Source organism: Colwellia sp. BRX8-5 (assembly GCF_014077325.1).
In the GTDB taxonomy this organism is placed as follows: Bacteria; Pseudomonadota; Gammaproteobacteria; order Enterobacterales; family Alteromonadaceae; genus Colwellia_A.
The window spans coordinates 70,691-97,664 of record NZ_JACGVR010000001.1 but is presented as its reverse complement, the minus strand read 5'-3'; the positions used below and the strand labels follow the sequence as shown (position 1 = coordinate 97,664).

The 26,974-nt window shown below is 39.4% G+C and carries 16 protein-coding genes; 8 read left to right on the top strand and 8 right to left on the bottom strand.

Annotation, left to right across the window (positions count from 1 at the left end):
• Positions 1–150 precede the first annotated feature (150 nt).
• The 4 genes from H4J62_RS00375 (at position 151) to H4J62_RS00360 (ending at position 6,843) form a co-directional block, all read left to right on the top strand.
• Positions 151–1,338 carry a YCF48-related protein gene (locus H4J62_RS00375; protein ID WP_182213439.1) on the top strand — a complete coding sequence of 396 codons (1,188 nt, stop codon included), beginning with the start codon at positions 151–153 and terminating at the stop codon, positions 1,336–1,338.
• A gap of 10 nt (positions 1,339–1,348) precedes the next feature.
• Positions 1,349–3,697: an RND family transporter gene (locus H4J62_RS00370; RefSeq protein WP_182213437.1), complete on the top strand. Its 2,349-nt coding sequence runs from the start codon at positions 1,349–1,351 to the stop codon at positions 3,695–3,697.
• Entirely contained in the window at positions 3,697–5,112 is a 1,416-nt protein-coding gene (locus H4J62_RS00365; RefSeq protein ID WP_182213435.1) for a coniferyl aldehyde dehydrogenase, read from the top strand. The genes H4J62_RS00370 and H4J62_RS00365 overlap by 1 nt, the downstream gene beginning before the upstream one ends.
• A 96-nt stretch (positions 5,113–5,208) precedes the next feature.
• The gene (locus H4J62_RS00360; protein WP_182213433.1) at positions 5,209–6,843 is read left to right on the top strand and encodes an AMP-binding protein; all 1,635 of its coding nucleotides are present in this window, start codon (positions 5,209–5,211) and stop codon (positions 6,841–6,843) included.
• A gap of 428 nt (positions 6,844–7,271) precedes the next feature.
• Here the strand turns inward: H4J62_RS00360 and H4J62_RS00355 are convergent, their stop codons facing one another.
• The 8 genes from H4J62_RS00355 to H4J62_RS00320 all read right to left on the bottom strand — a co-directional run bounded on the left by H4J62_RS00355 (position 7,272) and on the right by H4J62_RS00320 (position 19,774).
• Entirely contained in the window at positions 7,272–7,865 is a 594-nt protein-coding gene (locus H4J62_RS00355; RefSeq protein WP_182213431.1) for a PEP-CTERM sorting domain-containing protein, read from the bottom strand.
• Between the two features lie 179 nt (positions 7,866–8,044).
• On the bottom strand, positions 8,045–10,519 hold the full coding sequence (locus H4J62_RS00350) for a S8 family serine peptidase (protein WP_182213430.1): 2,475 nt from the start codon (positions 10,517–10,519) through the stop codon (positions 8,045–8,047).
• A gap of 101 nt (positions 10,520–10,620) precedes the next feature.
• The gene (locus H4J62_RS00345; protein WP_182213428.1) at positions 10,621–11,259 is read right to left on the bottom strand and encodes a response regulator transcription factor; all 639 of its coding nucleotides are present in this window, start codon (positions 11,257–11,259) and stop codon (positions 10,621–10,623) included.
• Positions 11,256–11,978 carry a sensor histidine kinase gene (locus tag H4J62_RS00340; protein WP_182213427.1) on the bottom strand — a complete coding sequence of 241 codons (723 nt, stop codon included), beginning with the start codon at positions 11,976–11,978 and terminating at the stop codon, positions 11,256–11,258. The genes H4J62_RS00345 and H4J62_RS00340 overlap by 4 nt, the downstream gene beginning before the upstream one ends.
• Positions 11,968–15,321 (bottom strand): serine/threonine-protein kinase, encoded by a 3,354-nt coding sequence (locus H4J62_RS00335; protein ID WP_182213425.1) that lies wholly within the window; start codon positions 15,319–15,321, stop codon positions 11,968–11,970. Before H4J62_RS00335 ends, H4J62_RS00340 begins: the two co-directional genes overlap by 11 nt.
• A gap of 26 nt (positions 15,322–15,347) precedes the next feature.
• On the bottom strand, positions 15,348–16,250 hold the full coding sequence (locus H4J62_RS00330; protein ID WP_182213423.1) for an FHA domain-containing protein: 903 nt from the start codon (positions 16,248–16,250) through the stop codon (positions 15,348–15,350).
• Between the two features lie 35 nt (positions 16,251–16,285).
• On the bottom strand, positions 16,286–17,122 hold the full coding sequence (locus H4J62_RS00325) for a DUF6689 family protein (RefSeq protein ID WP_182213421.1): 837 nt from the start codon (positions 17,120–17,122) through the stop codon (positions 16,286–16,288).
• A 183-nt stretch (positions 17,123–17,305) separates the two neighbouring features.
• Positions 17,306–19,774, bottom strand: coding sequence for a S8 family serine peptidase (locus tag H4J62_RS00320; RefSeq protein ID WP_182213419.1), 2,469 nt, complete (start codon positions 19,772–19,774; stop codon positions 17,306–17,308).
• Between the two features lie 656 nt (positions 19,775–20,430).
• On the opposite strand from H4J62_RS00320, the gene H4J62_RS00315 reads away from it, so the two are divergent.
• The 4 genes from H4J62_RS00315 to nirD all read left to right on the top strand — a co-directional run bounded on the left by H4J62_RS00315 (position 20,431) and on the right by nirD (position 26,827).
• A complete protein-coding gene (locus H4J62_RS00315; RefSeq protein ID WP_182213418.1) occupies positions 20,431–21,903 on the top strand; it encodes a NarK family nitrate/nitrite MFS transporter in 1,473 nt (490 codons plus the stop codon).
• Between the two features lie 6 nt (positions 21,904–21,909).
• The gene (locus tag H4J62_RS00310; RefSeq protein ID WP_182213416.1) at positions 21,910–23,691 is read left to right on the top strand and encodes a bifunctional protein-serine/threonine kinase/phosphatase; all 1,782 of its coding nucleotides are present in this window, start codon (positions 21,910–21,912) and stop codon (positions 23,689–23,691) included.
• Positions 23,692–23,921: 230 nt separating this feature from the next.
• The gene (gene nirB / locus H4J62_RS00305; protein ID WP_182213414.1) at positions 23,922–26,465 is read left to right on the top strand and encodes a nitrite reductase large subunit NirB; all 2,544 of its coding nucleotides are present in this window, start codon (positions 23,922–23,924) and stop codon (positions 26,463–26,465) included.
• Positions 26,466–26,491: 26 nt separating this feature from the next.
• Positions 26,492–26,827 (top strand): nitrite reductase small subunit NirD, encoded by a 336-nt coding sequence (gene nirD, locus H4J62_RS00300; RefSeq protein WP_182202631.1) that lies wholly within the window; start codon positions 26,492–26,494, stop codon positions 26,825–26,827.
• Positions 26,828–26,974 lie beyond the last annotated feature (147 nt).

The window sequence follows — 26,974 nt, the reverse complement described above, 5'->3', positions numbered from 1 at the left end:
TAAAGGCGTATTTACCCCCCTTCATCGCCTTTAAATTAATAACAAAACGTCACGTGTTGCAAAGATAATCATTTGGCACGTTTAACACCTCTCAAGTCAGCGTTGTTCATTAATACTAATAAGCATAACTTTTTACTTATTAGGTTTTCTATGCGCACACCTTATATTGCCTTTAGCATAACAAGTGTAATGCTTGTTACTTTACTTGGTTCATTACTTACTCTGGCTCAAGCAAAAAACTCCGCAGACTTATTGGCATTACCCGCCCAAAAAAGCGCTTTGGCAAGTCAAAGTGTACTTATGGCAATGACGCCAAACAATGGCAGTGTGCTGGTGGTTGGAGAACGAGGCCATATTATTAATTGGCAAAATAGCAATAACTGGCAACAGCAACAGTCTCCTGTCAGTGTTGCTATTACTGGGGTAACAATATTATCTGACGGCAGTAAAATAGCCGTTGGGCATGATGGTGTTATTCTCAAAGCAAATAGCGATAGCACAACTTGGCACAAAGTATTTACCGGTGTTGAATTAATCAAACTTAAAATAGAACAGGTAAAGCAACAATATCAAGACTTACAACAGCTGATAAAGCAAACGCAAGATGAAGATGAACTAGAGGAATTAACCTACCAGCTAGAAGATTTGGCCTTTGCGATTGAAGATAATCAGTTAGAATTAATATCAGGGCCAAATAAACCGCTGCTTTCTGTTACTCACACCTCAAATGATACCTTATTTGCCTGTGGCGCCTACGGTACCCTCCTCACGAGTACAGACAAAGGAGAAACGTGGCAGTTAATCAATAATCAACTTGATAATCCTGACAATTATCACCTTAATGCGGTGATAGCTACAGTAGATGATGAACTCTATCTTGTCGGTGAAAATGGCTTAGGTTTTAAATCTCATGATGTAGGACAAACTTGGTCAGTAATGACACTCCCCTATTCTGGTAGCTTATTTGGCATTATCGCTAACACCAATAATGTTGATAAAAGAGCCGCTAACGGTAGCCATTTCATTGATAACAAAACACAACTTGTCGCTTTTGGCTTGCAAGGAAACTTGATGATCTCCCTTGATGGTGGCACGTATTGGCAGCATGAAAAATTACCTAATGGTATCAGTTTACTTGGCGGTAACTTCTCTAAGCAGGGCAACGCTTACTTAGTGGGACATGGCGGTTTAATTGTCAGTTTCTCGCCTGAAAACCTAGCGTTATTAAACATTAAAAAGCACCCTTCAGGCGCCGCATTCTCTAGTATTTTAGTTAAAGAAAACTCATTAATTCTTGCTGGCCAATTCGGCATTACCCAATGGCCAATTAAGGAATAGGGAAAAACTTATGTCTACTGATAAATCGACACATACACCGAGCAAATTAGCACAAAAAATAGAGCAATTTATTTTTAGTCATCGTGCACTATTGATGACGATAATCGTTATTTGTATCACCCTGTTAACCCTACAAGCAACTAAAGTTAAACCTGAAGCTAGTTTCACTAAAATGATCCCCGGCTCGCACACCTATGTTAATAATTTTTTAACCTACAAAAAAGAACTCGCTGATTTAGGTAATGTCATTCGAATTGTCGTTGAAAACAAAAAAGGGGATATTTTCAACGCTGACTTTCAAGAAACCTTAAAGCAAGTAACCGATGAAGTTTTCTATATCCCGGGGATAAGTCGAGATGGTTTAAAATCATTATGGACACCCAATGTTCGCTGGCAAGAAGTCACTGAAGAAGGTTTTGTCGGCGGTGCGGTAATTCCTGATGGCTATAATGGCACGACAAAAATGATTGAACGCGTTAAAGCTAACGTTTTTAAGTCGGGACAAATTGGCGTACTGGTCGCTAATGACTTTCAATCCGCTATTATTTTAGCGCCATTACAAGACATTAATCCTGAAACAGGCTTACCACTCGACTACCGAGAGTTATCAAGCGTTTTAGAAGAGAAGATAAGAGACAAATACAGCAGTGACGATGTCACGATACGCATTGTTGGCTTTGCAAAAGTTGTTGGTGATTTAATCGATGGCGCCTTACAAGTTGTTGCTTTTTTTGTCTTAGCCGTTGTTATTACTTTTGTACTACTTTGGCTGTATTCGCGTTGTTTACGTAGCACAATATCAGTGTTGGTATTTTCAATTTTTGCCGTATTTTGTCAATTAGGTATTTTAAATTTACTGGGCTTTGGCATTAATCCTTATTCTATGTTGGTGCCTTTTTTAGTGTTTGCTATTGGTGTCAGTCATGGTGTTCAAATTATTAATTCGATTATTCATCATAGCGTAACCGGCGCAGATAAAATTGACGCTGCCAAGCTTGCTTTTCGCTCACTCTATATTGCTGGCATTACCGCTTTAGTCAGTGATGCTATCGGTTTTACCACTTTAATGGTCATTGACATAGAGGTAATACGAGAGTTAGCCATCGCCGCTAGTATTGGTGTTGCAATCATTATTGTTACTAATTTAATCGCCTTACCAATATTAATGAGTTATATCGGTGTTTCTCCAGCGGGTCTTAAATATGCACAAAAGTCAGCTCATAACACAGGTATAGTCGAAAGCTTATTTAAAAACTTTGCTAAGCCTCCACTAGCAAAAGTAGCTTTAGCTGTTGGTCTTGGCTGCTTAATCCTTGGTTTGTATTTTTCACAATCAATGAAAATTGGTGATTTAGATGCAGGCGCTCCAGAGTTAAGACCTGACTCTCGTTATAACCTTGATAACGCTTATATTGTTGATAATTACAGCACCAGCACAGACTTATTTGTCATTATGGTCAAAACAGAGGTCGAGCAGTGTGCTCAATATCAAACCTTGGTTTGGGTCGATCAATTCCAATGGCAATTACGCAATGTTGCGGGTGTTCAGGCGGTTAAGTCTGTCGCCGATGTTTCAAAATTTGGCCTGTTTGGCATGAATGAAGGTTCTTTAAAATGGTATGGCTTAAACCGTAATCAATTAATGACCAATGCTTCATTGTCTAAAACACCACAAGGGTTGATGAATAAAGACTGCTCTATGGTGCCCGTGCTGGTTTTTCTCAAAGATCATAAAGCACAAACCCTAGATAATGTCGTTAAAGCAGTAGAAAAGTTTAATCAAGAAAATCAAATTGACGGTATAGAATTTTTAATGGCAGCAGGCAATGCAGGCATAGAGTCAGCCACCAATATGGTTATCGAAGAAGCACAAACTGAAATGCTCGTTTGGGTTTATGCCATTGTTATTATTATCTGTTTAATTACCTTTAGAAGTGGTCGCATTGTAATTTGTATCATTACTCCACTGATATTAACTAGCATTATGAGCCAAGGTTTAATGGGCGTATTAGGCATTGGCGTAAAAGTAGCCACTTTACCCGTTATTGCTTTAGGTGTCGGTATCGGTGTTGATTATGGCATTTATATCTTTAGTAAAGTTAAAGAAGCGCTAGGCCAAGGTAAGTCATTATACATGACCTATCGCTACGCATTAAATCAAACCGGTAAAGCCGTTGCCTTTACGGGGATAACCTTAGCTATTGGTGTTGCTACTTGGGTTTTTTCACCAATAAAATTTCAAGCAGATATGGGTATATTACTAACCTTTATGTTTATTTTTAACATGTTAGGCGCCCTAACGCTGATCCCTGCCATTGCATGGCTGCTCAATATAGGCTCTCACAGGAGTAAGAAATAATGACAACAATAACAACACAACTAGCACTTGATGATACCTTTTTACAGCAAAAGCAATATTTTGCTAACAACACTTACCCAAGCTATGACAAGCGTATTAGTGACTTAAAAAAATTGAAAGCCTTAATGATAAATAATCAACAAGCCTTTATTGATGCTATGAGTGATGATTTTGGTCATCGCAGTACCGAAGATACAAAAATTGGGGATATTCTCACCACTGTCATGGGTATTAATTACAGCATTAAACACCTAAAGAAATGGATGAAACCTGAAAAAAAGCATATCGGTATATTATTTCAACCGGCAAAGGGTGAAGTGGTTTATCAACCTAAAGGTGTTATTGGTATCATAGCGCCATGGAATTATCCGGTTTTTCTAGCTTTTGGACCATTAACTGCTGCCTTGGCTGCAGGTGATACCGCTATGATAAAAATGAGTGAATACACCCCAAAAACGAATCACTTATTAGCAAAGCTGATTACCGAAACCTTTCCTGTTGAACAAGTCGCCATTGTTTGTGGCGAAGCTGCCATGGCGGCGGCATTTTCAACGTTAGTTTTTGATCATTTATTTTTCACTGGCTCTACCGCCGTTGGTAAATTAGTGATGAAAGCCGCGGCTGAAAATTTAGTCCCGGTCACCTTAGAGTTAGGTGGCAAATCACCAACTATTATTGATGACGACATAGATATAAAAACCGCTGTTAGTCGATTAATTCTTGGAAAAACCCTTAATTCTGGACAAACCTGTGTCGCCCCCGATTATGTCTTCTGCCCAGAAAATAAAGTAGCTGAATTGACCCAGGCTTTTCAAACCTACTATCAAAGTATGTACCCTAACGTTCAAGGTAATGATGACTGCACCGCTATAATTAACCCTGCCCAAAAGGCCCGCATTGATGGTTTGCTTGCTAATGCTAGCGAGCAAGGCGCCACTGTTACTTCCTTACAACCAAAAAGTAATAAGACTCAATCAAGAAAAATGCCGTTAACCTTATTAACTAATGTCAGCGACGATATGACCGTAATGCAACAAGAAATTTTTGGCCCGCTACTGCCAATAATAGCTTATAAAGACGTAAGCGAAGCGATAGACTATATTAACAGTAAGCCTCGTCCGCTTGCCTTGTATATTTGCAGTTTTAACAAGTCATTTCAGCAACAAGTTTTATTAAATACCCATGCAGGTGGCGTTTGCATTAATGATGCGGCATTCCATGTTGCTATTGATGATCTACCTTTTGGAGGCATAGGTGCATCGGGTATGGGGCAATACCATGGTAGTGAAGGTTTTAAAACTTTTTCTCATGGAAAGTCAGTATTATCGCGAGGAAAAATAAGCTTAGGCTCATTATTATTCCCACCTTTTGGTAAGAGAATTCATAAAATTTTATTTGCGTTATTTATACGCTAATTAATTTAGTTAGAATTAGTTTTACAATGTTAATCGCTTTACTTGTGTTAACTATTACTTTTTAAGCTCAAAACAACGCGTACTTAAGGAAATTACATGACTAAACCTTGGCTGATAAATTATCCAAAAAACGTCGAACAGCAAGTCGATTTAAACCGTTATGCCTCTTTATTAGAGTTATTTCACCAGACCACCACTAAATATAAGCCACAAACCGCTTTTAGTAATTTTGGCGCTGAACTCTCTTTTGAGCAAGTCGATGAACTGTCTCGCGACTTTGCCGCTTTTTTACAAAATAAATTAAACATTACTAAGGGCAAACGTGTCGCGCTGATGTGCCCAAATACTTTGGCTTTTCCAATAGCAATGTGGGGCATTATTCGTGTTGGCGGGGTGCAGGTAAATGTTAATCCTATGTACACCGCACGAGAACTTAAGCACCAACTTAATGATGCACAAGTCGACACTATTATTATATTTTCACCCTCAACAAAGATGCTCGCTGATATTATTGATACGACTGATATTAAACATGTAATTACGGTTAACTTAGACGATCTCGTCAATAAAAGCTTACCTTGTCAACCGGTTGATCAGCGGTTAACCACAACGATCCGCTTTACTGATGCCTTAATTCAAGGACAAAACCTCGCGTTGGTTGAACCGACCCTTTGCCAAGCTGATTTATTATTTTTACAGTATACCGGCGGAACTACGGGGTTATCTAAAGGCGCGATGCTTAGCCACGGCAATTTAATTGCTAATATTTTACAATTCGAAGAGTTTGCTAAAAATCATATTCATTACGGTAACGACGTTGTTATTACCGCCATCCCGATGTACCACATCTTTGCTTTAATGGCGAATACACTCAGCTACTTTTACTTTGGCGCCAAAAACGTTTTAGTGACTAATCCTCGAGATATGGCCAGTTTTGTAGATATATGGAAAAACACCGATGCAACTATGTTTACCGGGGTAAATACCTTATTTAATGGTTTATTACATACACCGGGCTTTGATCAAGTTGATTTTTCAGCATTAAAACTTTCTTTGGGCGGTGGTGCAGCAGTGCAACAAGCCGTTGCCGATAAATGGCAACAAGTTACCGGCGCTAGGCTGCATGAAGGCTATGGTTTATCTGAGACTTCACCTGTTTTGTCATTAAACTTTGGCACTGTTATTGATAACGAAACCGTCTACATACCAGGTATTGGCGTGCCATTACCTAATACAGATATTTCTATTCGAGACGATGATGGCAATATAGTATCGCAAGGCGAATCGGGTGAACTTTGTGCTAAGGGCCCACAAGTTATGCAAGGTTATTGGAACAATGCTCAAGCAAGCGACGAATGTATGACCCAAGATGGTTATTTTAAAACTGGCGATGTCGGTATACTTGACGACAAAGGTTTCTTTCATATTGTTGATCGTAAAAAAGATATGATTAATGTCTCTGGTTTTAATGTTTACCCTAACGAAATTGAAGCTGAAGTAGCTAAAATGGCTGGCATATTAGAATCAGCTTGTATTGGCGTAGACGATGATAAAACTGGCGAGGCGGTTAAACTTTTTATTGTAAAAGAAGATGAAAACATCACAGAACAAGATGTTATCAATTTCTGTCGCCAAGGACTAACGGCTTATAAAACCCCTAAACATGTCACTTTTATTAATGAAATCCCTAAATCAAGTGTCGGAAAATTATTGCGCAGAGAGCTAAGATAGAGTGATGTTCATCATCAGTTTTTAGCCACTCTCCACAATGAATAATTTTTGCTTATAACCTTGTTTGGCTATTAACAAGGTTATAAGACTTAATACCCAAATTCATCTGATAAAAAAACACTGATGATTACCATCAGTGTTTTTTATAAAACGTTAACGGTTTTTAGCCACTCACCACGATGAATTATCTTTGCTTATAACCTTGCTTGGCGATTAATCAAGCGTAAAGACTTAATACCCAAATTCATCTGATAAAAAAACGTTAACGGTTTTAGCCACTCACCACGATGAATAATCTTTGCTTATAACCTTGTTTGGCTATTAACAAGGTTATAAGGCTTAATAGCCAAATTCATCTGATAAAAAAACACTGATGATTACCATCAGTGTTTTTTATAAAACGTTAACAACCTAAATAATCATTACGCTTATTGCTTAAGGCGTCGTACTGCTAATCCCATTATACCTAAGGCAAAAATAGCTAAACTGGTCGGTTCTGGTACTTTATTCATTACGACATTATCCATTACACCATAAAGATTACTGGTACTTAACATCGAGATGCTAATTTTATCGACCAGAATACCCTTCAAATTAATCGCTTCTTTAGTTGATAACTGACCATTCCATAGTGAGGTAGTCGTTTTATAGTTGTCCTCTGCTTGAAGTACGTTACCTAGCCACCCCGTCACAATGACATAGTCCCCCTGATTATAGAATGAACCAATATCAAGCTTTTCAAAAGTAAATAAGCCGTTAGTTGAGAAAAACCAATTTGATGGTTGTAATGTTGAGCCACCATCAGAAAAAGCGGTATTACCGCTATTAAACCCTGGGTCTACAATCTTAGTATCTGGCCCATTAGCACTAATATTAAAACCGTTTTCGCTACCTTGACTAAAATCACTTTCAGGGAAGCTTTCAAAATCGATAGTAATTAGTGATGCCGATGCGACATTAACTAAACAACTACACGCGAAGATAAAACTTGTGACACTGGCTGTTATAAATTTAGTTTTCATTTGATATTCCTATTTATTCCCAAAAAATAATATTAATGAGTAATGCTAAAAAAGATAATTCATCAATGTGTTGTGCTAATAAAAAAGCTAATCTGATACTGGTATATATTGTAATAATAGTGGGTAATTAAAGCCTATCCGATGCTACCCGATAGGCTTTGTTTACCCTGATACTCAGTCTATAGGTAGTTATTAAAAAAACGTGTCGCGGCTACTGCGTAATCAGCGCGGCTAACTCGTGTTTTACCGTTAAAGGTCGCCGTTATAGTAGGGACTAAATCATAAGTACCCTGTTGAACGTCAAAGCTTGCGCCTAATATTCCTAGGTCTAAGGCTAATTGTACGTAACCTTTCATTGCTTGTGGAATATCAGCTTGGTCTGCTATCGCTATACGTTGCTCGCCATAAATAGCGGTAATATCACCAGTAAAGCTTTCTGCAGTCGATTGTAAAGCTAATGACTGTACAAAAGAATAAGCTAACTCATTGCGATTAACTAAGCCTTGTGGATTAAAATAATCACCATTAGTCAACATTACTGCATGTTGATCTTGTGCACCATTTCGTAAAGCGGCACCCTTTTCACTAACCGCGTTAATAGCAGCAGTGTAAGTAGTATCTTCTGTGACATCAGCAAATATGCTTGTTGTTGCCAAATTTGATTGACGAATACCAGCACCTAAGCTTAAAAAATCAGCTAGGTCTTCACGGGTAAGGCTAATATCTGGTTGAAAACCTTCCGTATTTGCGTCGACTAATTCTTCACTGACTGCGAATTCAATAAACGCTTTAGCGGGGTGGTCAGTTAAATCATCAAGACCAAGATAACCATCAGTTTTTATAATCTTAACCGTTACGTCAATATCACCAGGTACCGCATAACCATTGGTTAATCCAGCAGGGTCAAGCGCAACACCCGAAAGACTACCAATACCGCCTGCTTTAAGTATCCATTTACCCGCTTCAGCTGGCGCTGTCACTGCAATGTTTTGACCTAAAACGGGTAAAGCAATACTTGACCCGTAACGTTTGCCCGAAGGACTAGTCAAGGTAAGGGCTACCGTATTATCATCAACATTTGCTCGAACCATCACCATAGAAGCTTCGGCATTGACGGTCAAAACAACACCTTCATTATCACCAACAGGACTAAACGGCACAGACATATCGTCTTCTGACTGTACTGAGGTTAACGCTTTAGCATTAAAATCACGGTTGATTTTAGTTGTTTTGCCAAAAGCTAAACTTTTATCGACAATTGATTGTACTGCCGCGTAGGCATTGACATAACCGGCGCCAGCTTCCCATGTTTCTCGGCCAGGCATATTGGTTGCTGTTTCTTGTAGTATTGACTTAACTTCACGCCACGTTAACTCAGGTTCAGCTTCTAACATTAAGGCAACGATACCAGCAACATGTGGCGCTGACATTGATGTACCACTCATAGAAGTATAATAAGGTACGTGATTTGCATCCATCACGTCGCTATCATCGGCAATGCTCAAGGCACTTAAGCTAGATAATGAAGCGCGGGTTGAAATAATATCAACACCCGGCGCAGTTACAGTAGGGCGGTCTTCCCACTGAAAAAGCTCGCCATCAACCGTAACTTCGCCACCCTTACCTTTAACACCACGTGAACTAAAGTCAGCTAATTTACCGTCTTTATCACCCGCTGCTACGGTAATGACCCAAGGTGCTTTTTTGAAGTTACCTGTGATTGTCGCTTCGCCACTTCCTGAGTTACCCGCAGAGAAAACGACAATAATACCCGCATCTGATAATGTTTTAGTGACAACATTGGTTGGATGGTCAGGGTTAAAGTCAGTACCTGTATCACTTGTACTACCAAAGGAGTTTGAAATAACGCGAATATTATAATCAAATTGATGCGTCTTAGCGTAATCAAAACCACCGATAGTGTCTAAAATAAATAAACCAGCACCTGAGCCATAACCAACAATTTTTGCGCCAGGAGCAACACCTTGATATTTACCACTCGACATCGCGCCATTGCCGCCAATAATACCCGCAACATGAGAACCATGACCACCAGCAATATCACTGTTCGCGGTATCTTCTTGGTAAGTTATGGGTAAAATATCTGATAACGAATGTAGGTTAGTTTGTGCCAATACGTTTTGAACAACGTGGTTAGGAAACTTAATGTCGCTGTGCGTGCCATCGACACCCGAGTCATTAACCACAACCCCGATACCACGTCCAGAATATGGCATACCGTTACTACGTAAAGAGCTGTCATCACGTAAGCGGTCAACACCGGTAATTTGTGTTGCTCTATCATTTTCTAATGATAATGGCGCGTTGTAGTAAACAGAGCGTACTTTATTTGATTTATAAATAGCTTCTATTTGCGCCTTTGTTGCCGTTATACCGACAATAGGAAACTGCTTAAAGCTTACGCCACCAATAACACCCGTTGATTCAATAACGTTTAGCTGTTGTGCATTAATAGCTCCTTTACCTTCGAAAGTAACGATGACGTTAAAAACCTCATGTACTTCAGCAGTCGCCATCAAACCTTTCAGTTCAGGTCCGATAGATTTAGCAGCAATATTTAGCGACATAAAAGTTAAGCCTGCACCGATAAGGCCAGCGATTAATATTTTATTTTTTAATTGTGTTTTTAGCATTGGAATAAACCTTATATGTTTTGATACATCGAGCATGCCAAACATTAAGGTTTAAAATAATCAGGTAAAACCCCTACAAGGAAGAGGTTAATATACCTTGTTTATAGCAGTAGGTTGTTTTTGGCCGCATAACGGACCAATTCAGCAGCGTTGGCAACGCTCAATTTATCTAGCACTTTACCGCGATGGTTTTCTGCTGTTTTAACACTTATATCTAATGAACGAGCAATTTCTTTGGTAGTTTTACCTTCAATGATTAAATGAAAGACTTCACGTTCACGATTAGTCAGATTTTTGTAGGGGTCTTGCCAATTTTCTGCCGGCTTATTGTATTGTGATGCCAACACACTTGCCGCGTATTGGCTGTAATAGGTTTTCCCCGCAGCTAATGCTTTTACCGCATCGATGAGTTCGTCACTCGCACTGTCTTTTAATAAATAACCAGAAGCACCCGCTCTAACCATATGAATGACATACTCTTGTTCTTCATGCATAGTTAGCACTAACACTTTTGTGTCTGGCAGTTGGCCATTTAAGCGTTTAACCGCTTCCATACCGTTCAATCCTGGCATGCTAATATCGATAACGATAACGGTGGGTTTTAATTCCAGCGCTTTACTCACTGCTTCAAGTCCATCTGCGGCTTCAGCAACCACTTGAATATCATTATCTTTACTTAATAAACTGACCAGTCCATGACGTAAGATAGTATGATCATCTGCAATAAGAACACGGATCATCGGCCATTCCTCCCCGTTACCAATATTTTTATTTCACAGCCTTGTCCTGGCTGCGAATTTATTGTTAATTGACCACCGAAGGCACTTATTCTATCGCGCATTGCGCCTAAGCCAAAACCCTCAGGACTAGATTCTTGATCAGCTTTCATTCCAATACCGTCATCTTTTATTTTAATCATTAAAAGATTATCAGTTGCAATTAAATTGAGAATTATTTTTTGTGCTTGTGCATGCTTAATCGCGTTGGTCAGCGCTTCTTGTATTACTCGAAACGCTAGGGTTTGAGTATCACTATCTAAAATACTGTCAACTTGATGATGAAATTCAATTGTCGCTTTTTCGGGTTCCGCCATAATACGCACTAACCAATCAAGGGCAGGAATAAGCCCAAGATCATCTAAAATTCTGGGGCGCATTAAGCGAGAAATCACGCGAGTGTCTGATAAGGCTTGACGTGCAAGATCGATACTCTCATCAAGCGCTATACTCGCGTCTCCTTTTTTAACTTGCTGCAGCTGATTTATTAAAGCCGTAAGCAGTTGTCCTACTCCATCATGTAATTCTCGAGCGATATGCTTGCGTTCATCTTCTTGTACTCGCCAAACGCGTTTTGCCAAACCACGCATTTGCTCATTACCCGAATAAAGCTGTTGTGATATTTGTTTTTGCTTTTCATTAAGTTGGTCAACCATTTTAGCAATATTGGCATTATTGGTCATGGCGAGATAACTCCATTAATGAATCATTTAATTCAAAATAATCTTGAGTTTCTATGAATTTACCAGAAAATTCTGGAGGTAAATTAGCCTTAAGATGCATCAACTTTTTAGTCACTTTTTTATAATATTTTGTTGGATCTTGTTGATTGACAATCGCCAATTGGGCACGCAAACGATCAAATTGAAAGCTGCGCCAATAATCGCCCATTTTTCTTAATAAAATATCGGCTGACCTTAGTGTGGCTTTTAAATCAAGCCAAGCTCCTGAAAAATATTGCTGTACGGCTAAAAGTTCTAAATATTCAATATACTGATATTGTTGCAGGCTAAAATCAACGTTAGCCAGTGGTGTCAAATAAGCACTGATATCTTTGTTACCTTGATGTAAAGACTGTTTTGCCTGATAAATTAATTGGCGAATATAAATAGATTGATGGGCATGATCTAAAACCCTATTATTTTTATTTTCCATAACCGCTGTGGATAAATTCCCTACCGTCTGACTTTTTAAGAACTGAAATTTACTCATATGTTCTTTATTGCCATGACGCGAAACTATATCGTTTATATTGGCTAAGTGCTTAGCGGCTTGCTCTTGGTCGCCAAGCTGCAATGACCAATCGGCTAACCATAGACCAAATTCAGCCATAGCTCGTACGTCATTAGCTTTAACCGCCGCTTGATAAGTTAACGTTAACTCTTCAATGCTCGCATAAAAATTACCTTGTAAAAAAGCGAGTTTTGTTAGGTAACTACGCGAAACGATCGACTCTTCGGTAATATTGAGTTTTTCAGCATCGGTTAAAGTGTTGTTAAAAAGGTGATAGGCATTGCGCCAGTTTCCCTTAGCGAGTTCCATCTGCCCCAAGTTTTGTCGTACATGGATAATGCCAATAGGAAACTGCACTTGCTGATATAACTGCTCTGATTGACGCCAATAAACCAAGGCATGTTCTGGGTCAAGCAGCATAAAATAAGTGAAGCCAATATTATTCATACTCTCTGCTTGGAGCATTAAGTTATTGAGTTCAACTCGAATATTTAACGCATGGCGATAATTTTCCAAGGCCGTTTGATACGAAGCTTGCTCTTCAGCCAATTTTCCTAACTCATTATAAGTATTCGAAAGGCCCTCTTGATCGTCTAACTTCTGATAGATAGCTAAACTTTCTGTTAGGTATTGTTCAGTCTGCTGGTATTCGCCAACCGCTAAATGCATAGCGGCTAAGTTAGTCATAGTGGTCGCTGCATCGGCTAAGTTAGTTAGTTGTCTTCTAATTTTTAACGATTGTTGATAATAATCAAAGGCAAGCTCTGTTTCTCCTAACTGTTCATAAACAACACCAAAGGCATTTAGAGCCTCACCTTCTTGAACAGGGTTTTTTAGTTTTTTAGCGGTGACTAGTGCCTTAACAAAATATTCATTTAACGCTTTTTCAAAATCACCTTGTAAAAATGCCACTCTACCTAACATAAACCATGCACTAGGATGGTTTGGATCAATTTTTACCACTTCTTGTAATAAGACTTCCATTTTTTTATGTTGTTCAATTAAAAAATAGAACTCTGATAGCATCATCTTAAGCTCAGTGTTGTAAGGAAAGGCATTCACTAAGCTTAAATAATCGGCTTGAGCTTGTTCGATTTTACCCGCTAAATCATTTAAGCGTGCACTCGCTAGTTTCGCCGTATAAGAATTAGTGGCGCTTAATGCTATCGCTTGGCTATAAGCTTGTTCTGCTTCCATGAATAAACCTATCGTCAGGTTTAATTCACCTTGTTGCAGCCAAGCTTGCGCAGCAGTGGGTTCTCTCGTTAATATTTGGCTTAACGCTTGCTGCGCCTGCTCAAAGTCACCCTTTAAAATAAGTGTTTTAATAGGAAATAAATCAACCAAAGGGTTTTCTTCAATCTCAATGGTTTTTTCGGCATTCACTTCTATGTCTAAACGCTGCCTAAATTTATCGACAAAATGTCGAGTCACTTCTTGCCAATCTTTCTCGTCATAAGGGGCTTTTATTAAGGTTTCGCGTTGAATGTTAAAACCATCGACAGAAACCAACTGAAACTGAATATCTTTAGCCTCAGAACCGGCAATAAATGTTTGTGGGCTAATGAGCACGTCAATCTGCAGTAAGTCTGATATCAACTCCATATTAGCGTCATCAATGGGAGGCGTAATACCCAGTTGCGCTAATAGCTGGCTTAATCTCGATTGTTCAATCACCCGTAAGTTCTTAATATCGGTTAATTGGTAATTCAAATAGTTAGCAAAGGTTTGATCAAATTCGCCCTCTTGTGTCTGCAAAGGCAATATCGCCACCGCGTAATGATCGACCGCATTGGCTTTAATGGGTGTTTGACGACTCAGAAACAAAACCACTGCGATGGTAAAAAATACCATCATCGACATAACCGTCACTATTAACCGCTTTTTGTTGATAGGTTTATTATCTTTTTCTGCTAATAAACTAATATATTGATTCTGCGCTTGGCTAATATTAGTGGGTCGGGATGCTGGATGCGGAGAAATGAGTGTCAATGACCATGACTTTAGAAAGTTAAACTCTTCTTTAACAGCCTTAAATTTAGGTTTATCTAACAACTTAGTCTGTAAAATTTCATCAATCGAATGGCCACTAAACGGTAAACCGTGACAACATAACTGAAAGATCACCACACCTGCGGCATACAAATCAGTGGTTAAGTTTATTTTACCGGTTTGTAAATACTCAGGTGGCGCATAGTAAGGAGTCCCTGAAACACGGTCAGCGTTACTTTCTTTATTAAAAGCAGACAAGCCAAAATCGGCAATAAAGAGCCGACCTGACTCGTCTAACATGATATTTTCAGGCTTAATATCTTTATGAGTAACGCCCGCTTTTTCAGCAAAGGCTAAGCCATCTAATAATTGCTCAATAATTTGAAAAGTTTGTTCAGTAGTGAGTGATTTCGATGCGATAGCTTCTTCTAGGCTGCTACCCGAAATCCAATCCATGGTTAAGAAGTGAACATCTTCATCTTGGTAGTATTCATGAACGCGGATAATATTGGGGTGACTTAATTGACGAACCAATAATAATTCTTTTTTAAAATCAGCAATGGTTTGCTTATCTTGACTCAGCGATTTATTGAGGACTTTGATGGCGATAAGGGTATCGAGTTGCTTATCATAGGCGCGGTAAACAAAACCATAACGGCCTTGTCCTTGCAGACTTTCAATTTCAAAACGACCAACAAGGCACTCTCCAGCAGCGAGCGGCTTAGACAAGGGTATTATTTGGGTCGCATTTAGCTGATCATCATCGCTATGTATTAACTTGGGTGATTTAGAATCGCTCATACAGCCTTTTTACTAATGATGTGGTATTAGTGACACAAATTCAGCAAACTACAGTCTTTTTCGCTAGATGTCCATATCGAGTTCTCATTAAGAATTAGTTGCAATGAATCAATAGATTGTTGCAGCAACATCGCCTGAACGGTTGCTTCGAGTTGTTGGCTCATACTGCTTAAGATTTCTATATCCAACTCGGTTAGCACTTTATCAGACATTTTGCTGTCGGTATAAACAATTCCCACCACTTTATGCTCATAAAACAGTGGAATGCAGGCTAAAGCAGCAATTTGTTTCAGTTCGATGCTTTTACGAGCACTTAACAGTTCATGGCATGAAACATCCATGGCAACTACGTTTTGTCCGCTTTCAAAACAACGTGTTATCGCGCCAACACTGCCTTCAAAATCTGATAGTTTAAAATCATTTCGCTGCATACCATGGGCAATACTGACATTAAGTGAAGCTAACGTATCGCCAAGTAAGACGATACCGCGTTGAGTGCCCGTTAACATAATAATATTTTGCAATTGTTCAGAGAGATTTTGTTTTAAATGCTCGGTCAACGGTATTGAAGTAGGTGTTTGGCTACTCGATAAGCGCCATGCATTGTGGGTAATTATTGCATCAACTTGTTTTGACGACTTAGTTTCAAAAAGGCAATCGAGTTCGCCAATAGAAATAATCGCGTCATCTTTTAAAGTGGAATGGGTAATTGCTATACCATTAACTTTAGTGCCATTACGGCTGCGCTCATCATCAAGTTGCCAAATTTCGTTTAAATGGGCAACTTTAGCATGCTGACGAGAAACGGTTGGGTGATCAAGCAACAACTCACATTCGTGAGAACGTCCTAAACGGTAACCATTATCTTCATAAAGAAAACTTTCTATCGCTGGTTGGTCCGGATAACAAATCGTAATTTTAGCTGGCATAAGATCACCCTTAATTGAACACTATTTTGTCGATACTATTTGATTAATCGCAAGCTGAATCGTAAGGTGTTGGCATAAGCCATAAGCTCGCCAGCAACATTATGAATATCTCGACTTGAACGCCAAACATCAGGAATATTTATGCCTTTATTATCATTAATACGGCGATTAAAGTCATTGAGCTTACTACTCGCCATATGGTAATTGTTCGACAAAATAAGTTGATTAATTTCATTTACATCTTGCAGTAACATAGAATAAACCGCTGCATTTATTTTGGGTGAAAAATCATTGAGTGCAGTTTGTAAATCGTTAAACTTTTGGTTGACAACAACTAACGGAGCCCGTAAGTCGGCAACAATAATAAATTGTGAGAAACGCCCTGTTGAACCACGTGTTCTATAGCTACCTGCCCCCATAGTCATGGTGATATCTTTAAACTCACCATTAAGTGGCGCTTTAAAGAATCGCAGCGGTGTACCTGCGGTATATTCTAAATTATGCGTGTGTAAATCAACCGAAGCTAAGCCTGAAAATGAAAAGCCACTGTTCGCCAAAGGCTCAATGGTGATCATCATTGGAAATGCTGCAGAGGGAGTGATATTTAAACCATCGGGTAAACGGTCAATAAAATCTAATGAGGTAACGTCAATAATTTCTGCCGTTAGTCCTAAACTCTCTTTCGTTAAACCAACCGCATTTTCAAATTGTAGAGTCATATCGGCAGAAATGTTGCCCGGTAAATGAATAACAGCCTCGACCTTATTACCTTGTACGTTGACTGACACCGATTCAGAAGCGAATGAGATTGTACTGACCAACATAGCTGTTGATGTTAGTACTAAAGTAAGTAGCTTTTTTATATGCAACATATTTTGTCCTCTGGGTAGTAACCTGACAATGTCATCAAATTATTTTTACACTGTTCTAGCTAGAACCTACGTTGATCTACGTCAATTAGCAAGTTCTATGGTGCTTTTACTAATAACAAAACCAAGCCTAGTCAGGTTGATTTTGTTATCAATGTTAATTATATAAATGTTAAGTGTTAACAGTTATTTACGTAAGTATCCATCATATAATCGACTAATGATAATGGCATAGTCTCCACGCTTAACAACGCTGGCTGGTTCAAAGTAAGCAACAACGGTTGGCGATAGGTCATAAGGTCCTTGTTCAATAGCGAAACGAACCCCGATTAATGACATATCTATTGCAGCCTGCACATAACCTTTTAGCGCTTCATTAATATCGCTTGAGTCCTTAACAGCAATACGTTCACCGTTATATTCGACGGTTATATCACCACTAAAGTCTTTAACTTGTCTTTCTAATCCGAGTGCCTGTACCAGTGAATAAGCTAACTCTTGTTTATTCACCTTAGCGTGTGGTTGAAAACTATCACCATTAGAGATCATCACAGGTGCTTGGTTTTGTACTCGATCTTTAAGCGCTGAGCCAGTTTCTGTGACGGCATCAACAAAGGGGGCGTGTTTTGCGTTAACATCTGTAAAGACGGTTTTATTATCATTTAAGAAGCCACGGTGCTGCCTAATTGACATACCCATGACTAAATATTGCGCCAGCTCTTTACGTCTTAACTTAGCATCAGGACGATAAGATTGATCGTTTTTACTATCAACTAAACGCTCACTGACCGCAAATTCAATTGCTTTTTCTGCACGATGTCCGGCAATGTCGCTTAGGCCTTCGTAGCCACCTGAGGTTAAAATTGAAATATCACCTTCGATATATTCAGGAATACCAGGACCATTAGTGGTACCTGTTGGATCAGCTTGTACACCTGATAAAGAAGTGATGCCAAAGGCAGATAATTTCCATTCTCCGGTTTGTGCTGGTGCAGAAACTCGCATGGTGCTACTTAGCACAGGCGTTGTTAAGTTACCAAAATAGACGGTACCGTCTGGAGCTTCCAATTTAAGTTTAACCAGATTGGCCAATGTTTCAGAGGAAGCACTTATCCATGCGGCATCATCTTGAACGTTAAACAGATGGACTTCAGGTTCACCTACTGGGGTAAATAAAACGCTAAATGGCTCAGGTGCTTCATCATCAATAATAATCGCATTGGCATTAAAGGTATTGAGATTGTTCACCGTTACACTGTTTTGTTCGTTATAACCTAGGGCTCCAGCAACTGCTGCATATGCATTGACATGACCCGCGCCAACTTCCCAAGATTGGTAACCTGGCATATTAGTAGCTGTTTCTTGAAGAATAGTTTTTATTTGTAGATTGGTTAAATTGGGATTAGCTTCCCACATCAAGGCAATAATACCGGCAACATGAGGCGCGGCCATCGAAGTGCCTGAAATTCTTGTGTAAAATGGTAAGTATTCGTTTTCAATCACACCAATATCATCGGCACCGCCATTAGAAGCGATATTGGTTTTAGCACGTGTCGAAATAATATCAACACCTGGGGCAACAATAGTCACTTCATTGGTATAAGTCCAAGCTGAACCGTCTGGCATAGTAAAATCACCGTTTTCACCACGTTTACCACGCGATGAAAAATCGATTAAATCGCCTTGTTTGGTACTTGCACCAACAGAGATACCCCATGGGATTTGAGCATATGGATTATGCGTGTCTTCGCCTGAACCACTATTACCGGCAGCAAATACCGACATAATGCCCATTCTGTGCGCTTTATAAGACGCTAAAGATATTGGACCTGCAGAGTCATATTTACCACTAGAGCCCCAAGAGTTACTCATCACTCGAATGGGAGAGTTAAAATCCCAAACGTGGGTAATAGCATAATCATAGCCGCCCAGCGCATCTAAAATAGAAAGACCCGCGCCAGAGCCATAACCAATAATATCAGCGCCAGGTGCTGCACCTTGGTATTTGCCGCCAGAGTGAGTCCCCCAACCGCCGACAGTACCGGCACAATGTGTACCATGACCAACATTTAAGTCAGTGTTACGTTGACCTTCTAGCCACATACCGTCAAAACCGGTTAAAGAAAGCGCTTGAGCATGGGTAACGCCTTGCACATTTTCAATCACTTTAACGCCATATTCTAAATCATCTAATGTTGCATCAATGCCTGAATCATTAACAATAACGGTAACGCCCTTACCCGTGTATTTCATGCCATTGTTGCTGTCGAATGCGCTAGATTGTAGTTTTTCTACACCTGTTATCTGACGTGCTTCAGCATTATAATATTCTAATGAACGGTTAGCGAATATCGAACGAACACCTGGCATTGCCGCTAAGTGATTAATCTGATTAGCGTTTGCCATCACACCTACGATAGGTAATGATTTAAACTGTACACCTTGAGTTAAACCAAGGTTTAATAAGCTTTGCAACTGGGTAGTTGTTAATGCATCAAGTTGATCATAGGAAACGACAACCATAGCGCTGTCTGTTACTGTCATACTTTGTAATTGTTGCTCTAATTGAGAGCCAATGACTGCAGCTGCGGTTGCACTAAGACTGATACCTGCGATTGACATGGTTAATGCCATGTTCTTTATTATTGTCTTCATACTTTATATCTACCCGTCTTTAAAAGTGTATTTTATTTACGCTATTATTTGACAAGATTTTGGCAAATAAGACCATCAGGAACAGCCCCTACTTTATGCGGGGGAAAACCCCTAGTTGTGAATTTTCCAGATAAGTCATTAAGGAGATTTAAGCGGCGTTCTGTTTTAGCACAGCCAATTTTTCACCCTCTTAATTCATACGCTAATAACTGGCTTTTGTACTTTTAGACAGCAAGCCACTATATCTTAAATAACATCACCTGAGACTTAATCAAGCGGACAGTTCCGTCACCATTTTTCTGGTGACCTAAGCTCAAATCAACACCATTGTTGACTCAACCATAAAGCGCTCATCTAACTAATCTCTCTCAACAACAATGGTTTTATTGACTCCTTTTTAAAGGTGTCTGCTAAATATAAGTGCTCATTAATGATGCATTGTTTACTGACTCTTTTTTTGCACTCTATTTGTGCGTATTCGTCATTGTCTTGTGCACCAAAAATTATCAACACAATAAAAATAACAATAAAGTCTTTTAAAACAATATGATAGATAAAGTAATAATGATGGCACTACCTTTGCTCTACGTAACTCAATCAATGATGAGTATTAAATAAACCTGCTTATTTAATTGACTCAATTTTAGGAGTGGTACATGAGCGGTCAAGAAGGTCTCAATATATTTTCATTCAAAGGTAAGATGAAAGCATTACATATGAGTTGGATAGCGTTTTTCATTACGTTTGCTGTTTGGTTTAACTTTGCTCCCTTGGTGTCAGTTATTGCTGATTCATTAGGGCTAACAAAAGCTGAAATAAAAACATTAATGTTATTAAACGTAGCGTTAACCATTCCAGCGCGTGTTGTCATTGGTATGCTTACCGATAAATACGGTCCGCGCTTAACATTCGCGGTTTTGCTTGGTGTGTGTAGTATCCCTTGTTTTATGTTTGCGCTTGCAGATACGTTTGAACAAGCGGCACTTTCGCGCTTCTTAATAGGTTTTATTGGTGCGGGTTTTGTTATTGGAATCCGTATGGTTTCTGAATGGTTCCCCGCTAACGAATTAGGGACGGCTGAAGGCATTTATGGGGGTTGGGGTAACTTTGGTTCAGCCGCTGCTGCCATGTCACTACCTACACTAGCGTTAGCCTTTGGTGGTGAAGATGGCTGGAGATACGCCGTTGCTTTTACCGGTGTATTAAGCTTGGTTTTCAGTGTTGTCTGGTATCAAAACGTAACGGATACACCTAAGGGTTCAACGTATTTCAAGCCTAAACAAACAGGTGCAATGGAAGTGACCTCAACGGGCGACTTCTTCTTATTACTCATTATGAAAATTCCTATGTATGGCGCTTTAGCTTTACTCACCTGGAAATTATCACCTGCCGGTGTCAGTTTATTAACAGAACAAAGTGCCGTCATTGCCTACATTAGCTTAGTGGTTTTGTTTGCCATTGAATTAAAACAAACCATTAAAGTAAACGGTCACTTATTTTCAAAACCGGTCGAAGAAATTCATCGTTACGAATTCAAGCAAGTGGCTGTGTTAAATGTGCTTTATTTTGCAACTTTCGGTTCTGAGTTGGCCGTTGTTTCGATGTTACCATTATTCTTCGCTGAAACATTCGAATTAAGCATGGTGTACGCAGCGATGTTAGCCTCTACTTATGCATTTATGAATTTAATGTCTCGTCCTGGTGGTGGTTGGTTATCAGACAAGTTTGGCCGAAAGAAAACCTTATTAATTTTAACAGCAGGTTTAGCTGCGGGTTATTTTGCCATGTCGGAAATCACCGGAGAATGGCCATTAGCCCTAGCAGTAGTAACAGCTATGGCTTGTTCTTTTTTCGTGCAAGCGGGTGAAGGAGCTGTATTTGCAGCAGTCCCCTTAATTAAACGTCGTTTAACGGGACAAATTGCCGGTATGACAGGCGCTTACGGTAACGTGGGTGCGGTGGTTTACTTAACCGTATTAACTATGGTTGATTACTCGACTTTCTTTATGGTGATTGCCGCTACCGCTGTGGTAGGCTTTATTACATTACTCTTTATGGTAGAGCCAAAAGGCACAATGACTGAGGTACGTGAAGATGGCACAGTTGAATTAATTAATGTCGGTCACTAAGCTAACATGAGTGTTATCAATACAGAGAAGCAAACGCTCCAAAGCACGGTTGTAGATTTACAACTATGCTTTGGTGGTTTTTCTCATAAAGGTTTAAAGGCAGAAAACCAAGACGCTTTTGCTGCTATTGTGCCAAAAAAACTTGAATTACGCGCTAAAGGCGCGGTTGTGGCTATCGCAGATGGAGTATCGAGCGCAAGTAAAGCCGCTGAAGCTTCACAACTTGCGGTCACTCAATTTATTCAAGAGTATCTTGCTACGCCCGAAACATGGTCTACACAGAAATCTGCCGCTAAAGTATTAAGCAGTTTAAATAACTGGTTGTATTCACAAAGCGGATTTGTTGATGCTCTAGTTAATCAAGACTCGCCTCAATGGCTAACGACTTTTTCAGCGCTTATTGCTAAATCAAACACCGGTTATATTTTTCATGTTGGCGATACCCGTATAACAAAATATCGCCAGCAACAATTAGAAATTATAACCCGTGATCATAATCGTAAACAAATAGGGCAACAGGATTTATTAACACGCGCATTAGGTGCTGATAGCCATTTAGAAGTTGATGTTTATCAAGTCGATTTACAGGCAGGAGATTTATTCATGCTAAGTTGTGATGGTATTCATGACTTTGTTAGTAAAGCTGCTTTTAAAACACTCTTTGATTCATTGCCGTTATCACCCAATAAGTCTGACTTAGAAGCTCTTTCTGAAAAAATTGTTGCCACCGCACTTGAGCGCGGTAGTCATGACAATGTGACCTGCTTACTGGTTTATATTGACGCGATACCGAATCGGAAACTGGCAGAAATTGAACGCGACCTAAGTTCAAAAGCGATCCCTCCAGCATTAAAAGTTGGGCAGAAACTTGATGATTATCTCGTTAAAAAAATAATACACGCCAGTATTCGTTCACACTTGTATTTAGTCGTCGATGTTAAAACAGATAAGCCTTATGTGTTAAAAGCACCCTCTGCTAACTTTTCAGATGACGCCTTTTATTTACAAGGTTTTATGCGGGAAGCTTGGGTGGGAGAACGCATTAAACACGTTAATGTCATGCGTGTATTATCCGCTAAAAAAGACAGCCAGTTTTTATACCATGTATGTGAATACATTAAAGGGCAAACCCTGGGTGAATGGTTACATGACAACCCTAAACCTAGCATTGCGCAGGTCCGCGATATAATGAAACAAGTGATCGGCGCATTACGATCATTTCAACGTTTAGATTTAGTTCACCGCGACTTAAAGCCCGACAATATTATGATCGATGAATATGGTCAAATTAAATTGATTGATTACGGCACCGTATTTGTCGCTTCACTTGATGAAAACCAAGAAACAATAAAAGAACAAGTACCACACGGTTCATTAAATTATATTGCACCTGAAACCTTATTGCATATGCAAGCTGATTATCAAAGTGACCTATTCTCATTGGGGGTTATTTGTTATGAAATGTTATCTGGTGAACTTCCTTACAAACCAATGCAACGTGCTGAAGTCACTATTAAAAATTATAACGATATGCAATATCGCAGCATTAAACAGTTTCGACCAGAGTTACCCTTGTGGTTAGATTTAAGCCTTCAAAAAGCAACGGCTGCAGACCCAAAACAGCGCTATAGAGCCTTTTCAGAATTTTTTAGTGATTTAAATAAACCGAGTTCATCTGCCGTTGAAGAATACAAAAACCAACCCTTGTTAAAGCGTGATCCTATCTTTTTTTGGCAATTAGTATCAACCTTATTGTTTATTGCCTTGATGGTATCTTTAGTTAATTAACCCGTTATCCCTTTACTTCTTCCCCTTTGCACTTATCACTCATTATTATGATGCACACCTCTGGTGCGTTGATGCCTTCACTGCAGTGCAAAATCGCTGTTACAACTCACACCCAAACCACTATCTAATTGAATTTATTAAAAAAACTACTTGGTTCGTTTATTGCTAATAATAAATCATTATCTAATTCTGCTAATACAGCAGTAATTTAAAGAAGTAGGGTTCCAAAAATGAGTACACAACCTCAGAAGATCGTCGTCGTTGGTAATGGCATGGTTGGCCATCACTTTGTTGATGAAATGGCGAAACATGCCGGCTATGAAATTACCGTTCTATCAGCTGAAGACCGTTTAGCTTATGACCGCGTTCACTTATCAGAGTACTTTTCTGGAAAAACTGCTGATGATTTAGCCATGACTACGCCAGCATATTACAACGAAATAGGCGTTAATTTTTTTACCAACGCGAAAGTCACTAATATTAATAAAGCTGCACAAACCGTGACGACTGAATCGGGTGACATTTTCGCTTACGATAAATTAGTTATGGCGACAGGATCATACCCCTTTGTTCCCCCTATTCCAGGTAAAGAACGTGACCATTGTTTGGTTTATCGTACTATTCAAGATTTAGAAGACATTCAAGCGTCAGCTAAAGCGGGTAAAGTTGGTGTGGTTGTTGGTGGGGGGTTATTAGGTTTAGAAGCCGCTAACGCCCTTAAAGAACTTGGCCTGCAGACACACGTTGTAGAGTTTGCCCCACAATTGATGGGCGTGCAATTAGACAAAGACGGCGGCGCTTTATTGCGTTCAATGATCGAAGGTATTGGTGTTCAGGTACATACACAAAAAGCCACCAATGAAATTGTCGACGGTGAAGAATGTGTTCACCGAATGAATTTTGCCGATGGAACACATTTAGAAACTGACGTCATCTTATTCTCAGCCGGTATTCGCCCCTATGATAATTTAGCACGTGAATTTGATTTAGCGGTTGGCGAGCGAGGCGGCATTGTGGTTGATAACAACTGTAAAACCTCTAACGAAAATATTTACGCTATTGGTGAGTGTGCTTTGTGGAATAACTTTATTTTTGGTTTAGTGGCGCCAGGCTACACTATGGCTAAAGTGGCTGCCGATAACATTATTGGCGGTGAACAGCAGTTCACTGGTGCAGATATGAGCACTAAATTAAAATTAATGGGTATGGATGTGGGATCGATCGGCGATGCTCATGGCCGTACTCAAGGTTGTAAAAGCTACGTCTATTCAAATCAACCTGACCAAATTTATAAAAAAATAGTGGTCAGTGCCAATGGTAAAGAATTAATAGGTGCGGTTTTAGTGGGTGATACCAGTGAATACGATACCTTATTGCAATACGCATTAAATGGTATTGAATTACCAGAAAATCCCGACGGTTTAATTTTACCTAGCTCAGGCGAAAAACCCACCTTAGGCGTGGATGCTTTACCTAATACCGCGACTATCTGCTCATGTTTGAATGTCACCAAAGGCGATATTATTGCTGCTATTGATTGTGGCGCCGTTGATGTCGGTGAAGTAAAGTCTTCAACGAAAGCAGGAACAGGCTGTGGCGGTTGTGCCGCCTTATTGAAAAAAGTAACAGATCACGAATTAGAAAAACGTGGGGTAGAAATTAGCACTGACCTTTGCGAACATTTTGCTTACAGCCGGGTTGAGTTATTTCACATTGTGCAAGCAGAACAAATTAAAACCTTTGACCTTTTAGTAGAAAAACACGGTTCAGGTTTAGGCTGTGAAATTTGTAAGCCAGCAGCTGCGTCTATTCTCGCTTCGGTTTGGAACGATTACATATTAAAACCAGACCATGTATCACTACAAGACACCAATGATGTCTTTCTAGGTAATATGCAAAAAGATGGTACTTATTCTGTCGTTCCCCGTATGCCAGGCGGTGAAGTAACCCCAGATAAGTTAATTGTTATTGGTGAAGTCGCTAAAGAATATAACCTATATACCAAAGTAACAGGCGGCCAACGTATCGACTTATTCGGCGCACGTGTTGACCAATTACCGGCGATATGGAAACGCTTAATTGATGCAGGTATGGAAACTGGTCATGCCTATGGCAAATCGTTACGTACGGTTAAATCTTGTGTTGGCAGCACTTGGTGTCGTTACGGCCAACAAGACAGCATGGCAATGGCCATTTTCTTAGAAGATCGCTACAAGGGCTTGCGTTCTCCTCATAAAATTAAGTTTGCGGTTTCGGGCTGTACACGCGAGTGTGCTGAAGCACAAAGTAAAGACATTGGTATTATTGCTACTGAAAACGGCTGGAACTTGTACGTCAGTGGCAATGGCGGCATGAAGCCTCGCCATGGCGACTTATTCGCGACTGATTTAGATGATGAAACCTTAGTGAAATATATAGATCGTTACTTAATGTTTTATGTGCGTACCGCAGATCGTTTAACCCGTACTTCTGTCTGGTTAGAAAACCTAGAAGGCGGCTTAGCCTACATGGAGAAAATAGTTAAGGACGATCACTTAGGGATTAATGATGAATTAGAAAAGCAAATGCAAAATGTCGTTGATACCTATCAATGTGAGTGGAAAACAACCATCGAAAGTGAAGAGCAATTAAAGCGTTTTCGTCAGTTTGTTAACTCTGACACTGTCGATGGCAACATCGAATTCGTTACTGAGCGTGATCAAATTAGACCCGCTCAAGGTGATGAGAAAAAATATGGCGTTCAAATTCAAGCCGTTGATTTAACACCTGCATAAATACGTTTACGAATAAGGAAAATAAAATGACAACAGAAAATAGCTGGCAAACCATTTGCTCAACCAGTGATTTAATTAAAAACTCAGGTGTTTGTGCATTATTAGCAAACAAAGAACAAGTGGCTTTATTCCAAGTAGGCAAGGACACCGTTTATGCTATTTCTAACTTTGATCCCTTTGGTAAAGCAAACGTTTTATACCGCGGTTTAATTGGTGAAACTAAAGGTAATATTTACGTTGCTTCACCCTTATTAAAACAACGCTTTGTTTTAAATTCAGGAGCCTGTTTAGATGATGATACTTTAGCGATTAAGACCTATGAAACACGTGTTACTGATGGAAAATTAGAAATATTTGGTTAAGGATTTCATCCTTTATTTTCATAAAAATCCTAGCGAAGTTAACGGTGCTGGGATTTTTATTTTTTACCATTCATCATTAAATTTAAGCCTAATATGACTCACTTAGCATCTGCTAAAAAAAAGTCTGCATACGCGAAGATTAATTAT

Excerpts from the sequence above, each read along its gene's own strand:
- H4J62_RS00345 (WP_182213428.1), bottom strand. The coding sequence starts at position 11,259 with ATGATCCGTGTTCTTATTGCAGATGATCATACTATCTTACGTCATGGA.
- H4J62_RS00370 (WP_182213437.1), top strand. The coding sequence starts at position 1,349 with ATGTCTACTGATAAATCGACACATACACCGAGCAAATTAGCACAAAAA.
- H4J62_RS00325 (WP_182213421.1), bottom strand. The coding sequence starts at position 17,122 with ATGTTGCATATAAAAAAGCTACTTACTTTAGTACTAACATCAACAGCT.
- H4J62_RS00315 (WP_182213418.1), top strand. The coding sequence starts at position 20,431 with ATGAGCGGTCAAGAAGGTCTCAATATATTTTCATTCAAAGGTAAGATG.
- H4J62_RS00330 (WP_182213423.1), bottom strand. The coding sequence starts at position 16,250 with ATGCCAGCTAAAATTACGATTTGTTATCCGGACCAACCAGCGATAGAA.
- H4J62_RS00360 (WP_182213433.1), top strand. The coding sequence starts at position 5,209 with ATGACTAAACCTTGGCTGATAAATTATCCAAAAAACGTCGAACAGCAA.
- nirD (WP_182202631.1), top strand. The coding sequence starts at position 26,492 with ATGACAACAGAAAATAGCTGGCAAACCATTTGCTCAACCAGTGATTTA.
- H4J62_RS00340 (WP_182213427.1), bottom strand. The coding sequence starts at position 11,978 with ATGACCAATAATGCCAATATTGCTAAAATGGTTGACCAACTTAATGAA.
- H4J62_RS00375 (WP_182213439.1), top strand. The coding sequence starts at position 151 with ATGCGCACACCTTATATTGCCTTTAGCATAACAAGTGTAATGCTTGTT.
- H4J62_RS00320 (WP_182213419.1), bottom strand. The coding sequence starts at position 19,774 with ATGAAGACAATAATAAAGAACATGGCATTAACCATGTCAATCGCAGGT.
- H4J62_RS00335 (WP_182213425.1), bottom strand. The coding sequence starts at position 15,321 with ATGAGCGATTCTAAATCACCCAAGTTAATACATAGCGATGATGATCAG.
- nirB (WP_182213414.1), top strand. The coding sequence starts at position 23,922 with ATGAGTACACAACCTCAGAAGATCGTCGTCGTTGGTAATGGCATGGTT.
- H4J62_RS00350 (WP_182213430.1), bottom strand. The coding sequence starts at position 10,519 with ATGCTAAAAACACAATTAAAAAATAAAATATTAATCGCTGGCCTTATC.
- H4J62_RS00365 (WP_182213435.1), top strand. The coding sequence starts at position 3,697 with ATGACAACAATAACAACACAACTAGCACTTGATGATACCTTTTTACAG.
- H4J62_RS00355 (WP_182213431.1), bottom strand. The coding sequence starts at position 7,865 with ATGAAAACTAAATTTATAACAGCCAGTGTCACAAGTTTTATCTTCGCG.
- H4J62_RS00310 (WP_182213416.1), top strand. The coding sequence starts at position 21,910 with ATGAGTGTTATCAATACAGAGAAGCAAACGCTCCAAAGCACGGTTGTA.